The 14,880-nt window shown below is 74.9% G+C and carries 15 protein-coding genes; 10 read left to right on the top strand and 5 right to left on the bottom strand.

Annotated features, from left to right (window positions below; all coding sequences use genetic code 11):
• Window positions 1-67: 67 nt before the first annotated feature.
• Window positions 68-934: an alpha/beta hydrolase gene (locus ACFVHV_RS34515; protein ID WP_359898421.1), complete on the bottom strand. Its 867-nt coding sequence runs from the start codon at window positions 932-934 to the stop codon at window positions 68-70.
• A 52-nt stretch (window positions 935-986) separates the two neighbouring features.
• Here ACFVHV_RS34515 and ACFVHV_RS34510 point away from each other — a divergent pair, with 52 nt between their 5' ends.
• Window positions 987-1,490 (top strand): MarR family winged helix-turn-helix transcriptional regulator, encoded by a 504-nt coding sequence (locus ACFVHV_RS34510; protein ID WP_380356617.1) that lies wholly within the window; start codon window positions 987-989, stop codon window positions 1,488-1,490.
• 46 nt (window positions 1,491-1,536) lie between these two features.
• Here ACFVHV_RS34510 and ACFVHV_RS34505 read toward each other — a convergent pair whose 3' ends face one another.
• On the bottom strand, window positions 1,537-2,379 hold the full coding sequence (locus ACFVHV_RS34505; protein ID WP_380356615.1) for a universal stress protein: 843 nt from the start codon (window positions 2,377-2,379) through the stop codon (window positions 1,537-1,539).
• A gap of 10 nt (window positions 2,380-2,389) precedes the next feature.
• A complete protein-coding gene (locus ACFVHV_RS34500; protein ID WP_380356612.1) occupies window positions 2,390-2,782 on the bottom strand; it encodes a DUF302 domain-containing protein in 393 nt (130 codons plus the stop codon).
• A gap of 131 nt (window positions 2,783-2,913) precedes the next feature.
• Between ACFVHV_RS34500 and ACFVHV_RS34495 the strand changes: the two genes are divergently transcribed.
• The 6 genes from ACFVHV_RS34495 to ACFVHV_RS34470 all read left to right on the top strand — a co-directional run bounded on the left by ACFVHV_RS34495 (window position 2,914) and on the right by ACFVHV_RS34470 (window position 10,666).
• Complete coding sequence (locus tag ACFVHV_RS34495; protein ID WP_380356611.1) at window positions 2,914-4,242, top strand: hypothetical protein; 1,329 nt, start codon at window positions 2,914-2,916, stop codon at window positions 4,240-4,242.
• Window positions 4,243-4,394: 152 nt separating this feature from the next.
• A complete protein-coding gene (locus ACFVHV_RS34490) occupies window positions 4,395-5,351 on the top strand; it encodes an ATP-binding cassette domain-containing protein (protein ID WP_380356608.1) in 957 nt (318 codons plus the stop codon).
• On the top strand, window positions 5,348-6,196 hold the full coding sequence (locus ACFVHV_RS34485; protein ID WP_380356605.1) for an ABC transporter permease: 849 nt from the start codon (window positions 5,348-5,350) through the stop codon (window positions 6,194-6,196). The genes ACFVHV_RS34490 and ACFVHV_RS34485 overlap by 4 nt, the downstream gene beginning before the upstream one ends.
• A 218-nt stretch (window positions 6,197-6,414) precedes the next feature.
• Window positions 6,415-7,785: a sensor histidine kinase gene (locus tag ACFVHV_RS34480; RefSeq protein ID WP_380356620.1), complete on the top strand. Its 1,371-nt coding sequence runs from the start codon at window positions 6,415-6,417 to the stop codon at window positions 7,783-7,785.
• On the top strand, window positions 7,782-8,459 hold the full coding sequence (locus ACFVHV_RS34475; RefSeq protein WP_359898427.1) for a response regulator transcription factor: 678 nt from the start codon (window positions 7,782-7,784) through the stop codon (window positions 8,457-8,459). The genes ACFVHV_RS34480 and ACFVHV_RS34475 overlap by 4 nt, the downstream gene beginning before the upstream one ends.
• A 149-nt stretch (window positions 8,460-8,608) precedes the next feature.
• Window positions 8,609-10,666, top strand: a complete 2,058-nt coding sequence (locus ACFVHV_RS34470) for a histidine kinase (RefSeq protein WP_359898428.1) — start codon at window positions 8,609-8,611, stop codon at window positions 10,664-10,666.
• Between the two features lie 165 nt (window positions 10,667-10,831).
• Here ACFVHV_RS34470 and ACFVHV_RS34465 read toward each other — a convergent pair whose 3' ends face one another.
• Entirely contained in the window at window positions 10,832-11,038 is a 207-nt protein-coding gene (locus ACFVHV_RS34465) for a hypothetical protein (RefSeq protein ID WP_359898429.1), read from the bottom strand.
• 399 nt (window positions 11,039-11,437) lie between these two features.
• On the opposite strand from ACFVHV_RS34465, the gene ACFVHV_RS34460 reads away from it, so the two are divergent.
• The 3 genes from ACFVHV_RS34460 (at window position 11,438) to ACFVHV_RS34450 (ending at window position 13,358) form a co-directional block, all read left to right on the top strand.
• Window positions 11,438-12,055: a TetR-like C-terminal domain-containing protein gene (locus tag ACFVHV_RS34460; protein ID WP_359898430.1), complete on the top strand. Its 618-nt coding sequence runs from the start codon at window positions 11,438-11,440 to the stop codon at window positions 12,053-12,055.
• A 153-nt stretch (window positions 12,056-12,208) separates the two neighbouring features.
• A complete protein-coding gene (locus tag ACFVHV_RS34455) occupies window positions 12,209-12,787 on the top strand; it encodes a hypothetical protein (RefSeq protein ID WP_380356600.1) in 579 nt (192 codons plus the stop codon).
• 4 nt (window positions 12,788-12,791) lie between these two features.
• Window positions 12,792-13,358 carry a DUF6529 family protein gene (locus ACFVHV_RS34450; protein ID WP_380356598.1) on the top strand — a complete coding sequence of 189 codons (567 nt, stop codon included), beginning with the start codon at window positions 12,792-12,794 and terminating at the stop codon, window positions 13,356-13,358.
• Window positions 13,359-13,512: 154 nt separating this feature from the next.
• On the opposite strand, the gene ACFVHV_RS34445 is transcribed toward ACFVHV_RS34450, so the two are convergent.
• Window positions 13,513-14,877 carry an FAD-dependent oxidoreductase gene (locus ACFVHV_RS34445; protein ID WP_380356595.1) on the bottom strand — a complete coding sequence of 455 codons (1,365 nt, stop codon included), beginning with the start codon at window positions 14,875-14,877 and terminating at the stop codon, window positions 13,513-13,515.
• Window positions 14,878-14,880 lie beyond the last annotated feature (3 nt).

Here is a 14,880-nt window from a genome sequence, read left to right as displayed (position 1 = left end):
GAACAGTGACATACTCCACTGCCGGCCGCTCCCGGCCGGGCCGTCCCGCGCGCGTCGGGGGCGGGTCTCAGACCGTCGGCCGTGCGGCGGTGAAGTCGCGCAGGACGGCCCAGACGGCGGCGGGCTGCTCCTCCTGGGCGAAGTGCCCGGCGTCGGCGACCACCGCGGTGGCGAGTTCGCGGACGCCCGCGGCGCGGAAGCCCCGGGCGTAGGCCTCGATGTCGCCGCCCTCGCGGTCGCCGCGGACGTACAGCAGCGGTGTGCCGGCCGGGACGGCGGCGGCCTCGGCGTTGTCCCGGGCGTCCTGGGGGAAGGCGCGGTACAGATCGAATCCCGCGGTGAGCGCGGCGGGGCTCGCGTAGGCGGCGGCGTGCGCCGCGCGGGATTCGGGGGTGATCCGGGCGGGGTCGGCCGACAGCACGTCGTAGAAGTGGTCGAAGTAGGCCGCCTGCCGGCCCTGGACGAGGGTCTCCGGCAGGTCGGGCACCGCGTGCAGGCCGAAGTGCCAGATGTACGGGTTGCGCAGCACCTCGTTCCACGGGTCGACGCCGGGGATCACGGTGTTCATCACGACGACGCGCTCGACGCCGGTGAACCTCCGCAGGTAGGCGTAGGCCGCCATCCCGCCGGCGTCGTGGCCCACCAGGGTGGTGCCGGTGAGACCGAGTTCCCGGACCAGTGCGTGGACCGTCCCGGCCAGCCGGCGCTTCGACCCGCCCTCGACCGCCCCGGTGGAGCCGCCGATCCCGGGCAGGTCCACGGCGATGGTCCGGGCCTCGCCGCCGGCCGCCTCCATCACCCCCAGCCAGGTCCGCCAGGACTCCGGCCAGCCGTGCAGGAACAGGAAGGGACGGGCGTCGGCGGGGCCGGACTCCACCACGTGGAGCGAGCGGTCGCCGACGGCCACGGTCGAGTGGCGCAGCTCAATAGACATGATTCATGTCTATCAAACGACATGAGGCATGTCCATTGACTAGGCTGGCCCCATGAGCGGCGACAACGACCGGCCGGACGCACCGGACGCACCTGGCGCGCCGGACGCACCGGAGCGACCGGCCTTCGAGCGCGGCACCGGCTTCCTGCTGGCGCGGCTGGGATCCCTCACGGCCCGCTCCTGGGCGGCCTTCCTCGGCGAGCACCGGCTGACCCAGGGCCAGTACGCCGTGCTGGTCGCCCTCGACCGGCACGGTCCGGTGGTCCAGCGGCGGCTGGCCGAACTCGTCGCCGTGGACGCCCGCAACCTCGTCCCGGTCCTCGACCAGCTGGCTGACCGGCAGCTCGTCGAACGCCGTCCGCACGACACCGACCGGCGCCGCCGCGTCGTCACCCTGACGGACCGGGGGAGCGCCCTGGTCGGGACGATCGCGGCCGCGGCCGCCGCCGAGCAGGAGCGGTTCCTCGGCGCCCTGACCGCGGCCGAACGCCGGCACCTCAACGGGCTGCTCCAGCGGCTCTACGCCGCGCACGTGCCGGCCGACGGCCCGGCGTAGGGCCGGCCGCCGCTCCGCCGCGGCCCCCTCGTCGCCCCCTCGCCACTCAGGCGTGCCGGACGAGGGCGACCGGGCACACCGCGTGGTGGATCGCGGCGTGCGCCACCGGGCCGAGGTGGGCGCCGAACAGGGTGCGGCGGGTGCGGCGGCCGACCACGAGCAGCCGGGCCCCCTCCGCCGCGTCCACCAGGTCGACGGAGCGGCTGCCCTGGATCAGATCGGCGGTCACCGACACCTCGGGGTGGCGCTCCCGCCAGGGGGCCAGCTGCCCGGCGAACCGGTCCCGGTCGACGGAGGAGAGCTCGCCCAGCCCGCCGACGGCCTGGAGCGCCGTGTACTGGCTGGAGACCGGCGGCGACCAGACGTGCACCACCCGCAGCGGGGCCCGGCGCCGGGCGGCCGCGTCGAAGGCGAAGGCCAGCACGTCGTCCATCGGGCGGGTCAGGTCGAGGCCCACCAGCACCGGGCCGTCCGACTCGACCGCCTCCGCCCGGACCAGCACCACCGGACAGCTCGCCCGGCGCAGCACCTCATGGCTCACCGAGCCGACCAGGAAGCCGCGCACCGCGCCCAGCCCGCGCGAGCCCAGGACGAGCAGGCCGGCCGAGTTCCCGGCCGCCTCCAGCGCCTCGGCCGGATCGGTCGGGACGATCGCCGAGGTGACCGGCCCGACGCCGGCCAGCGGGCGCAACTCATCGGCCCGGAGGGCGAGTTGGTCCAGCGCGTGCCGGTAGGTCTCCTCGCTGCCGACCACGTCGTGGTGCGGCCACGGCCAGGCCTGCAGGAGATCGAGCGGGCAGCCGCGGCGCTGCGCCTCGCGGGCGGCCCACTCGGTGGCGGCGCGGCTCTCGGGGGAGCCGTCGAATCCGGCGACGACGGGTGCGGTCATGGTCTGCTCCTCATCCGCGCAGCGCGTCCAGGGCGGCGTTCAGCCGCCGCGCCGCCTCCTCGGCGACCTCGCCCAGCCCGCCGCCCGGGCCGGCCAGTGTGACCATGGTCTGCGGGTCGACGGCCTCCACCACCGTGGCCCCGCCGTCCGCCCGGACCACCACGTTGCAGGGCAGCAGCAGCCCGATCCGGCGGTCGGCCTGGAGGGCGCGGTGGGCGAGGGCGGGGTTGCAGGCGCCGAGGATCAGGTAGTCCTCGATCTCCGCGCCGATCTTCTCGCGCAGCGTCGCCCGGACGTCGATGGTGGTCAGGACGCCGAAGCCCTGCTCCTTGAGCGCGGCGGTGACCGTCTCCACCGCCTGCGCGAACGGCCGGTCGAGCCGTACGCCGAGACCGTAGTCCATGGTTCCTCCAGAAGAATCCGGGCGGCCCCAGTATCGGCGGACGCCGCGCCCGCCGCCTCCCGGAGCGAGCGGCGGCCCGTTGTCGGTGGCCGCGCCTACGCTCGGGCCGTACTGCTTCCGGGGAGGGTGTGGTGAAGGTGCGCAGGCCGGTCGACGGCGAGGTCCGGGTCCACTACGGACAGATCTACGTGGAGAGCGACCCCGACGGCCCCGGGCCCGATCTGGCGAAGGCGTTCGCGGGCCAGCGTGCGGGGCTCTGCGGCGCGGCCGTCCCCGGGTTGCTCTGGCTGACCACCGGGCTGCACACCGGTGCCGTCGGCTTCACCGTCGAGGTGCACGAGCAGGCCCCGCCGCTGGACCACGAGTGGGAGGACGTGGTCGAGACCTCCTTCCGTCCGGCCACGGACCGGTGCCTGCTGGTGGAATGGGGTGGCGGCACCGTCCGGGAGCTGGACCTGGCGGAGACCGATCACCGGGTGCGCTACTGCGCCCGGGGCATCGACGAGGGGCACCGGCGGGACACCCGGGCGTCCGGTGAACCGCGGGCGGACCGCTACGCGCTCCAGTTCTGGCCCGCCCGGCCCGAGCCGGACCGCGTCCTGCGGCAGACCTCGCGGACAGCGGCGTACTGGCACGACTACGCCCGGCGGCTGCCGCCGCCCCCCACGCCCGAGGAACGCGCCGCGGAGGAGCTCCGGTCCCGCCGCGCCCGGGAACGCGCGGAACAGGAGAACCGGGCCGCCGCCGAGTCGTGGGAGTGGGGCGGACGGCGGCCGAGCGAGGCCCTGCGCGAGCTGGCCGGCCAGGTGCGGGGCCTGCTGGAGTTCGACGCACCCCTGCTGCACGCCCTGGACGACGCCGGCCCGCGGGTCCAGCGCTCGGTGGCGCGGTTCGCGGCCCGGCGCGCCTGCACGGCGGCCGGGCTCGCCGGGCTCGACTGGGTCGCCGCCGCGCTGACCGCCCTGGACGAGGGGCGCCCGCTGCCGCCGCCCTTCGACGACCCGGCCGGGCCCTGGCAGGCCCTGGCCGACGACCCGCGCGTCCCCGTCCGGACGGTCCGCCGGGCCGTCGCGCCGGAGCGCGAGCCCTTCCGCCCGCCGCACGCGGACCCGAACGCCCCGCGGCCGATGTCCGTGCCCGTGCGGCGGCAGGCGTTCTTCTCCGTGACGGCCCTGGATCGGCCGGAGCACCCGGAGACATCGGTCGCGGTGCCGTTGGTCGCGGCGCCGTCGGTCGCGAGGACGTCGCCGGTCGTCACCCGCACCGCCCGCCTCGGCCCGCTCGACCCCGACCGGCCGCTGTCGCAGCCGCACCTGGCGCTGCCCGCCCTGCTCGGCGCGGCCGGGCCGGACCCGCTGCGGGCCGCGGTCGACGCGGTGTTCGCGGCGGTGGCGACGTACGGCGGGGACCACCGGACGCTGTTGGCGGAGGTTCGGGCGGTGCTGGCGGAGCACCGCTGACCGGCTGCTGCGGTGGGGTGCCGGGGTGGTACCGCGGTACTACGGGCGCGCCGATGATCGGACTCCGGTACCACGGATCGGAGCCGACTCCGCACGTAGCGTGGTGCACGAGGGCGGCCGGACGGACCGGCCCCGGAGCACAGAGGTGAGCGATGATCGAGGCGCACCGGCTGACGAAGCGGTACGGGGAGAAGACGGCCGTGGACCAGCTGGACTTCACGGTCCGGCCGGGGACGGTGACGGGCTTCCTCGGGCCGAACGGCGCGGGCAAGTCCACCACGATGCGGATGATCGTCGGGCTGGACGCCCCGACCAGCGGTTCGGTGAGGGTCAACGGCCGCCGCTACGCCGAGCATGCGGCGCCGCTCCAGGAGGTCGGCGCGCTGCTGGAGGCCAAGTCGATCCACCCGGGCCGCTCGGCCTTCCACCACCTGATGGCTCAGGCCCACACCCACGGCATCCCGCGCCGACGGGTCGAGGAGGTCATCGGGCTGACCGGGCTGTCGTCGGTGGCCCGCAAGCGCGCCGGGGCGTTCTCGCTCGGCATGGGCCAGCGGCTCGGGATCGCCTCGGCCCTGCTGGGCGACCCGGCCACGGTGATGCTGGACGAACCGGTCAACGGCCTCGACCCCGAGGGCGTGCTGTGGATCCGCAACCTGCTCACCTCGCTCGCCGCCGAGGGCCGCACCGTCTTCGTCTCCTCGCACCTGATGAGCGAGATGGCCCTGGTCGCCGACCACCTGATCATCGTCGGCCGGGGCCGGCTGCTGGCCGACACGACCGTGCAGGACCTGGTCCGCCAGGCCGGCGGCGACGTGGTCAAGGTGGTCAGCGCCGACCCGGCCCTGCTGCGCACCGCGCTGGCCGGCCCCGGTGTGGAGGTCACCGGCCGGGCGGGCTCGGAGGAACTGCTGGTCAGCGGACGCACGGCCCGCGAGATCGGCCTGGCCGCCGCCGAGCGGGGCATCGCCCTGTTCGAACTCACCCCGCGGACGGTCTCCCTGGAGGAGGCGTTCATGGACCTGACCCGCGACGCCGTCGAGTACCACGGCACGACCACCACCGCCGCCGGCGCCCCCGCCGGCGAGACCCCGAGGAGTGCGGCATGACCACCATCGCACCGAGCCCGATGCCCGCCTCCGGCGACCTGCGGCCCACACACCCCGCGTACCGGGTGACGGCGGTGCGGGTGCTGCGTTCCGAGTGGGCGAAGCTGTGGTCGCTGCGCTCCACCTGGATCACCCTCGGGCTGGCCCTGCTCTTCCTGGTCGGCTTCGGCCTGATCGCCGCCTACCAGTTCAAGTCACGGATGACCTCCGGCCGTCCGATGGACCGGGACTTCGCGAGCGCGAGCACACTGAGCCTCTCCCTGTTCGGCACCAACTTCGCCCAGCTGGCCCTCGGCGTCCTCGGTGTGCTGGTCGCCGCCGGGGAGTACTCGACCGGCATGATCCGCTCGACCCTGGCCGCCGTGCCGCGCCGACTGCCGGTGCTCTGGTCCAAGGCCGCCGTGTACGGGCTGATCGCGCTGGTGCTCGGCACCGTCGGGGTGTTCGCGGTCTTCGTCGCCGACAGCGGCGTCCTCTCCGGCACCCGGGTGGCGATGACCCTCTCCGACGCCGGGGTGGTCCGCGGCCTGCTGGGCGCCGGGCTCTACCTCGCGCTGGTCGGTGTGATCGGCGTCGCGCTCGGCGCGCTGCTGCGCTCGGTGGCCGGCGGCATCGCGGTGCTGGTGGCCACGCTGATGCTGGTCCCCGGGCTGACCTCGCTGCTGCCCAGCGCCTGGCAGAGCCACCTCAGCCCCTACCTGCCCAGCCACGCGGGCGAGGCGATGTTCGCCCTGCACCACGACTCGACCACGCTCTCGCCGACGGTGGGGCTGGCCGTCTTCCTCGGCTGGATGGTCCTCGCCCTCGGCGCGGCGGCCGTGCGGCTGGTGCGCACCGACGCCTGAGAGACTCGGAGCGGAGACGATCCATCGCGGCGCCGGGACCAACCGGCGCCGCACCCACGACCTCGACAGCCCGGCCGACCAGGGAGGTGCCACCGGTGAGCGAGCACGCCACCACCACGAGCCCGTTCGCGGCCGGAGGTGTCCGGGCCGACGACCCCCGGGCCTCCGACCCCCGAGCCGGTGACCCCCGGGCCACCGACGCGGGGGCCGCCGACGTCCTGTCCGGCCACCCGCTGTTCGCCCGCCTGGCCCGAATCGGCCAGCGGCTTCGACAGGGGGACCGCGACCGCCCCTGGGCGCTGGACGCCGCGGTGGTGGCCCTCGCCTTCCTGCTGTTCTGCCTGCCCGACCTCTTTCCCGGTCACGTCGAGGCCGGCGGGCGCGAGCACCGGATCGTGCTCGCCCGGCTGCCGCTGCCGCAGACCCTGGCCCTGCAGGCCGGCCTGGTGCTGCCGCTGCTGTGGCGCCGCCGACGGCCCACGGCGGCCTTCGCCACGATCATGGCCGTCTTCGTCCTGCAGTGGTCGCTGGACGTCGGTCTGCGCGCCGACGCCGCCCTGCTGGTCGCCCTCTACAGCCTGGCGCTGCACGGCCGGCTGCGGCACCTGGCGTGGTCCTGTGCGGCCATGGCGGTGGCCGTCGCGCTGGTCGCGGTGGCCGTCTCCGGTGCTGGGCTGCCGGTCGGCGACGCCCTGTTCTTCCTGTTCAGCGCCGCGACGGCGGCCGTGGCCCTGGGCATCGCGGTGCGCGTGCGGCGCGCCCAGCTCGCCGGGCTGCGGGAGCGGGCCGCGCGGCTGGAGATCGAGCGCGACCAGCGCAGCCGGCTGGCCACCGCGACCGAACGTGCCCGGGTGGCCCGGGAGATGCACGACATCGTCGGCCACAACCTGTCCGTCATCGTCACGCTGGCCGACGGCGGCGCGTACGCGGCGCAGGCCAACCCCGAACGCGGCAGGGAGGCCCTGCTGCTGATCGGGGACACCAGCCGGCAGGCGCTCGGCGAACTGCGGCGGATGCTCGGCGTGCTGCGCGACCAGGGAGACCAGGCCGCCGAGTACACGCCGCAGCCCGGCATCGCCGACCTCGACGGGCTGTGCGCCCGGATCCGCGCCGCCGGCCCTCAGGTGGTGTACACGGCCGCCGGCGCCCTGGACCGACCGGACCGCGGGGTCCAGCTGATGGCCTACCGCATCGTCCAGGAGGCGCTCACCAACGCCCTCAAGCACGCGGGGCCCGAGACCCGCGCCCATGTGACGCTGACCGTCGACGCCGAGCGGCTGCGGATCCGCGTCGAGGACACCGGCCGGCCCGGCGGCCCCCGCTGGCACGGTCGCACGGACGGGTACGGCCACGGCCTGGCCGGGATGCGCGAACGCGCGGCCCTGTACGGCGGCACCGTCACGGCTGGTCCCGTCCCCGGTGCAGGATGGACCGTGGAGGCCGTTCTGGACCTCACCCCCGGGCCGGACCCCACCTCCGGCGCGGACCCGACCGGCGCGGGCCCCACCGCGGACCCCGGCCCCGGAGCGGGCCCGGGCCCCGGAGCCGGCCCGGACCTCACCCCCGACCCGACAGGCGGCCCGACGTGACCACCGTCCTCATCGTGGACGACCAGCCCTTGCAGCGTTACGGCTTCCGGATGCTGCTGGAGAGCCAGCCCGACACCGAGGTGGTCGGCGAGGCGGCCCACGGCGGCGAGGCCGTCCGGCTGGCCGCCGACCTGCGCCCCGACGTCGTCCTGATGGACATCCGGATGCCCGGCATGGACGGGATCGAGGCCACCCGCCGCATCGTCGCGACCGGCGGGCGCTCCCGCATCCTGGTGCTGACCACCTTCGACCTCGACGAGTACGCGCACGCCGCGCTGCGCGCCGGTGCCAGCGGCTTCCTGCTCAAGGACGCCCGTCCGGAGGAACTGCTGGCCGGCATCCGCGCCGTCTCCGGGGGCGACGCCGTGGTCGCCCCCGCGATCACCCGGCGGCTGCTCGACGCCTACGCCCACCGCCTGCCGGTCCGCCCGCCCGGCGCCGAGCCCGTCGCGGATCCGCGGCTGGACGCCCTGACCGATCGCGAGCGCGAGATCCTGGTCGCCATCGCCCACGGCTGGTCCAACAACGAGATCGCCCAGCGCCTGGTGCTGGCCGAGTCGACCGTCAAGACGCACGTCAGCCGGGTGCTGTCGAAGATCGGTGCCCGGGACCGCGTCCAGGCCGTGATCTTCGCCTACGACCGCGGTCTGACCCGCCCCAACCCGCCCGTCTGACCGGCCCGGGGCGGGGCCCCGCGCCCGGGGCCCGGCCCCGCGCCTGCGGGGCCGCCACGGGGCCTGCGGGGCCGCTGCCTCATGCGCCCGGGACAACAGGTGGCGCAGACTGCAGAGATCCGGAGGTGCCCGGCGACGAGAGGGCGGACATGGCTGCGGACAGCACACACAGAGCCTGGTGGCGGCCACGGTCCGGTCCGGCGGAGCGGCAGCTGTCCGCGGCCGGGCTGTGCGCGCTCGTCTGCCTGGTGGCCGGCGGCCTGTGGGCCGGGTACGTGGTGAGCCACCTCGGAACGCCCGGGATCTCCACACCCGCCCGTCTCCTACCGGTTCTCGGCTACGGCCTGGCGTCCGTCGCCGGCGGGGTGCTGCTGCACGCCCACCGGCCCGGGAACCAGCTCGGCTGGGTGCTGCTCGTGTACGGGGCGACGCTGATCGTCCCGCTCGCCGCGCAGACCCCGCTGTGGGTGGAGGGGGGCGGCCCCCACGTGGTCGGGGCCGTGGTGGTCCTGGTGTCGGTGGGCTACGCGGTCAGTGCCACCCTGTGGCACGCGCTGCCGCTGTGGTTGCCGAACGGGACGCTGCCGAGCAGGTGGTGGTGGTTCGCGATCGCCGCCGTGGGCCTGTGGAGGCTGGCCCCGGCCGGCTACTCCTTCTCCGACGCCACCGTGTTCGGCCGGCCCAACCCGTTCGCCGGCAGCGCCTTCGCGAACTGGCTGGGGGCGCTCGACGACCGGCTGCTCGACGCCCAGCTCGTGGTGTACGTCGTGCTGACCGTCCTGGTGGTGCTCGTCCCGCTCGCCCGCATCCGCGGGGTGTCGCGGCGTCGCCGGCAGAACGTCCTGATCGCCCTCGGCGTGTACCTGCTGTGGGGCGGAGCCGAACTCGGCTACTTCTTCGACCAGAGCACGCCCTCGTACATCGCGTTCGCCGTCACGTCGGCACTGTGGACGATCACCCTGGCCGCCGTCGTGGTCCGGGACGGCTCCTGGCGGCTCGACCGGGCGGCCCGGCGGGTCCTGGTCGGCCTGCTGGTGGCCGCCGGGCTGGCGATGGTGTTCGTGGTGGTGGCCTGTCTGCTCTCCACCATGCTGATGCCCGGCCGCGGCCTCGGGGCCCTGGTGGTGGTCGCCGCGGTCTTCCTACTCGCGATCGGCCTGCCCCGGGGCGTGCGCGGGGCCTCCGGCCTCGTCGACCGCTGGTACTACGGCTCGCGCGCGCAGCCGTACCAGGTGCTGCGCAGTCTCGCCGGGAGGGTCAGCCAGACCGTCGACCCGCAGGAGGTGCCGGCCGTGCTGTGCCGTACCGTCAGCGACGAACTGCGGCTGCCCGGCGTGGAGTTGACCGTCTCCACGCGCAGCGGCGAACGGCCGCTGGCCGCCGTCGGGGAGCTCTCCGGCAGTGGCGAGGGCTTCCCGCTGGTGCACCGGGGGGACCAGATCGGCCGGCTCACCGTCGCCCCGCGGCAGGGCCAGCGGGTGCTCGACGACAGCGACCGCGACATCCTGCGCTCGCTCGCGGACCAGGCCGCGCCGGCCGTCGCCTCGCTCCAGCTGATGGAGGACCTGCGGGCCAGCCGCGAGCGGATCGTCGCGGCCCGCGAGGAGGAGCGCCGCCAGCTGCGCCGGGACATCCACGACGGCCTCGGCCCGATGCTGGCCGGCCTGCGGCTGCGTCTGCAGGCCGCCGCCGCGGTGGACGACCCGGCGCTCTTCTCCAGCGTGCTGGACCGGGTCGCGGACGACCTCGCCTCGGCGGTCCGGGAGGTCCGGCGGATCACCGACCGGCTCGGGCCCACCGCGCTGGGCGACTACGGCCTGTCCCTGGCGCTGAGCCGCCTCGCCGAGACCTTCAGCGGCCCGGACCTCGCCGTCACCACCAGGCTCGAGCCCGACCCGCTGCCGGCGCTGCCCGCCGCCGTCGAGGTCGCGGTCTACCGGATCACCGCGGAGGCGCTCAACAACGTGCTGCGCCACGCGCAGGCGGCCAGCGCCACGGTGTCCGTCCGGGCGGAGCCCGGGCGGCTGGTGCTCGACGTCGAGGACGACGGGCAGGGCCCGGGCCACGGGCTTCCCGTGCACCCGGGAGTGGGACTGCAGTCGATGTCCGAGCGGGCCGCGGAGATCGGCGGCAGCTGCACCGTGGACGCCCTGCGGCGCGGTACCCGGGTGCACGCGGTGCTCCCGCGCCGGCCCGCGGGCCGGTGACCGGCGAGCGGCCCGTCCGCAGCGGTCCGGTGCGGTGGGTGCGGCGAGGGCGCCGTGTGCACCCGCGGTGCGGGCGCCCGGCACGTGGAAGGGCCCCCGGCGCGACGGGTGACGGCCGGGGGCGGGACGGGAATTCCAGGAATAGGGGATACGGGGAAGAGGGGGTCAACAGACGTTCGGGGGTGTGCAGCGACCGTGGCTGGTGCCGGTCGTGCCGGAGCTGGGGCCGTGGGGCCGTTCCGCTCCGGGGGCGCTCTCGGCGCCGGAGATCCGGCACCTGCACGCCCTGGCGGCGGCGACGATGCTCACCACGGCGAAGACCGCGGCGGCGCCGGCGGCTGCCAGCGCCATGCCGGCCGTTCTTTCGGTCATGGGGTCCTCCACGGGGTTCCGCAGGCGGGTCCACTTCGACCTGCTCCTCCATGCCACCGCCGGTCCCGCCCCAGCCGCATGGGGCCACGGTCCTGTCCCGGTCCTGTCGTGCGGAAGGGGTGCGCCGGGGGCGGCGCGGGTCCGGGCTCGGGGAGCCTCTTCTCGAAGCGTATCGAGGGGGAAACCCATCGCAACTCGAACACCAGAACGGATCGTGCGGCCGGGGGCGACGCCGGGAACGGGTTCGTTCACTAACATCGACAGTGGGGTCCAGGTGATCTCCGCGACAGGGGAAGTGCTTCACCGTTCGCGCGGCCGGCCCGGGACCTTCCCGGGAACGGCGGCCGAACGCGTGGAGCGACGGGACCGAGGAAAGGCGACTGAAGAAGGTGCGCAACCATGACCGCTGAGACGGACACCGGGCACGGGCCGGTGACGGGCGCCCCGCTGCGGCGGCGCGGCGAGGCGCTGGAGAGCGCCATCTACGAGGCGGTCCTCCAGCAGCTCACCACCGACGGCTACGCCCGGCTGACCATGGAGGGGGTGGCCGCCGCCGCGCAGACCGGCAAGGCCGCGCTCTACCGCCGCTGGTCCTCCAAGGAGGAGCTGGTCAAGGACGCGCTGCGGGCCAGCCTGCCGCCGTCCGGCCCGGCCCCCGACACCGGCAGCCTGCGCGGGGACCTGCTGGAGGTGGTCACCAGGCTGCGCGCCGCGATGGTCAGCGAGATCGGCGCCGCCGTGCGGGCCGTCATGAGCGAGCTCGACCACCAGCGGGCGCACGCCTTCCTGGAGATCGTGCTGGAGCGGGTCGTCCAGCCGACGACCGCGCTGATCGCCGAGGTGCTGGACCGCGGCACCACCCGCGGCGAGGTCCGGCCCGGGGCGGTCACCCCGCTGGTCACCGACCTGGTGCCGGCGCTGATGCTGTACCGGATCAAGATGTGCGGCGGGGACGCGGTGCGGCTCGATCCGGCGGAGATCGTGGACGAGCTGCTGCTGCCGATCGTCCGTCCCTGACGGGCGCGCGGACCGGGCCACGGCCGCTGCCGTCGGCCATCAGCGTTAACGGTCGCCTCGCCTGGCCCGCCTGCTGGCGTGCCTGGTGAAGCGGCCGAGCCTGTTCGCGCTGAAGTGGTGGCACCAGTTCCCACCCCGGCCGGAGAGAAGCCCATGAGAATTTCCCGTACGGTGACCGCCACGGCCGCCGTCGTCGCCCTGGTCACCGTGGTGTGCGGCGGCTGCTCCAGCAGCAAGAAGTCGACACCTGCGGCAAGCCCGACCTCCGCGGCGACCTCCGCGGCGAGCCCCTCCGGCAGTCAGTCCGCCGAAGCGACCCCGACGGGGAGCGCGAGCCCGAGCCCCTCCGCCGGAGCCGGCGGTGCGGCCGCCACGGTCTCGGCAACCACCGTCGGCAAGTACCAGAACATCCTGGTCGACGCCCGAGGCAAGACGCTCTACCTGTTCGAGGCGGACACCTCGCCCACCTCGACCTGCTACGACGCCTGCGCCACCGCCTGGCCCCCCGCCCTGACCACCGGCACCCCCACCGCCGCCAACGGCGTCGACCAGGCCAAGCTCTCCACGAGCACCCGCAAGGACGGCACGACCCAGATCGTCTACAACGGCCACCCGCTCTACTTCTTCGAGGGCGACACGGCGCAGGGCGACACCAACGGCGAGGAGTCCAGCGCCTTCGGCGCCACGTGGTACGTGGTCAACACCTCGGGCAACAAGGTCGAGGGCGGCTGAGCGGATGAACGGCGTCGAACGGCCGTCCCGCCCTCGGCGGGCCTCCGGCCTCCTGTGGGCATCGCTGCCGGTGGCCGTGACGGCCGGCCTCTTCTGGTACGGCCGGGCGCACACTCCCGACTACGCGAGCAGCCTCTTCGGCCGCCGGTTCGACGACGCCAACCAGCTCAAGGCCCAGCTCGGCACCGCCCTGCTGGGCCTCGCGCTGGCCCAGCTCCCGCTGGCGCTCTGGATGTACGGCCGGCTGCCCGGCCTGCCCACCGCCCCCCGGTCGGTCCGGACCGGGCACCGGCTGGTCGGCCTGGCCGCGTTCCTGCTGTCCCTCCCGATCGCCTACCACTGCCTCGGGGCCTACGGCGTGCAGCTGACGGACAGTCGGATCGCCCTGCACTCGTTCGCCGGATGCTTCCTCTACGGCGCGTTCGTCGCCAAGGTCATCGTGGTCCGCCACCGCCGGCTTCCCGGCTGGGCCCTGCCCACGGCAGGCGGCGCCCTGCTCGTCCTGATCGCCCTGCTCTGGTACAGCGCCGCGCTCTGGCGCCTCAACGGCTACCACGTGCCAGGTCTGTGAGCCGTCCCCGGCGGCCCTTGTACCTCCGGACCGCCCCGCCGAGCACCGGCTCGGCGGGGCGAAATGATCAGGACCTCGAATCACCGACACGTCCGGGATCCCGTAGGGCGCCGCCCGGGCCCTCGGACGTCCGGGCCCGGACTCCTGCGGGGGCTCAGGCCCCGCTGTGGCGGAGCATGTCCTCGCGCTCGACGACCTTGACCCGCTCGCGCTGCTCGGCCTCGCCGAGCGCGCGCTCGTGGGCGTCCAGCAGCTTCCAGCCCTCCCAGGTGGTGAAGCGGACGCCCTGGGCGCGCAGGTGCTGCTCGACGGCCGCCGGGTCCGGCTCGACGGCGCCGGGCAGGCGGTCGGCGGCGTGGTCGTCCAGCAGGCAGGCGACGGTCTCGTTGGCGTCGCCCTTGGTGTGGCCGATCAGGCCGACCGGGCCGCGCTTGATCCAGCCGGTGACGTACGTGGCGGTGCGGTGCGAGCCGTCGCCGTCCAGGACCCGTCCGGCCTGGTGCGGAACGGTGCCCGAGGCCGGGTCGAAGGGCAGCTTGGGCAGCTCGTCGGAGTAGTAGCCGACCGCGCGGTAGACCGACTGCACGTCCCAGTCGGTGAAGCCGCCGGTGCCGCGCACATTGCCGGTGCCGTCCAGCTCGGTGCGCTCGGTGCGCAGGCCGACCACCCGGCCGTCCTCGCCGAGCACCTCCACCGGGGACTCGAAGAAGTGCAGGTACACCCGGTGCGGGCGGTCGCCGACGTCGCGGATCGCCCAGTTCTCCAGCGTCGAGGCGACCAGGTCCACGTGCTTGACCGAGCGGCGCTCGGCGATCGAGCCCTCGTCGTACTCGATGTCCTCGGGGGCGACGATCACCTCGATCGTGGGGGAGTGGTCCAGCTCGCGCAGCTCCATCGGGCTGAACTTGGCCTGGGCGGGGCCGCGGCGGCCGAAGACGTGCACCTCGACGGCCCGGTTGCGCTTCAGGCCCTCGTGCACGTTCGGCGGGATCTCGGTGGGCAGCAGTTCGTCGGCGGTCTTGGCGAGCACCCGGGCGACGTCCAGGGCGACGTTGCCGACGCCGAGGACGGCGACCTTCTCGGCCTCCAGCGGCCAGGTCCGGGGCACGTCCGGGTGGCCGTCGTACCAGGAGACGAAGTCGGCCGCGCCGTAGGATCCGTCGAGGTGGATGCCGGGTATGTCCAGGGCGCGGTCGGCCGTCGCGCCGGTGGAGAACACCACGGCGTCGTAGAAGCGGTGCAGGTCGTCCAGGGCGAGGTCGTTCGGGTAGTCGACGTTGCCGAACAGCCGGACCTGGGGCTTGTCGAGCACCTGGTTCAGGGCGGTGACGATGCCCTTGATGCGCGGGTGGTCGGGCGCGACCCCGTAGCGGATCAGGCCGAACGGAGCGGGCATCCGCTCGAACAGGTCGATCGAGACACCGGGGTCCTGGGCGGCGTCGGACTTCAGCAGGGCGTCCGCGGCGTAGATGCCGGCGGGGCCGGCTCCGACGATCGCGACTCGGATCGGGCGGGGCATGAC

The sequence above is a fragment of the Kitasatospora sp. NPDC127116 genome, assembly GCF_042677365.1.
GTDB lineage: Bacteria > Actinomycetota > Actinomycetes > Streptomycetales > Streptomycetaceae > Kitasatospora > Kitasatospora lactacystinica.
The sequence above is the reverse complement of the archived record's forward strand: the minus strand, read 5'-3'. Positions and strand labels throughout refer to the sequence as shown.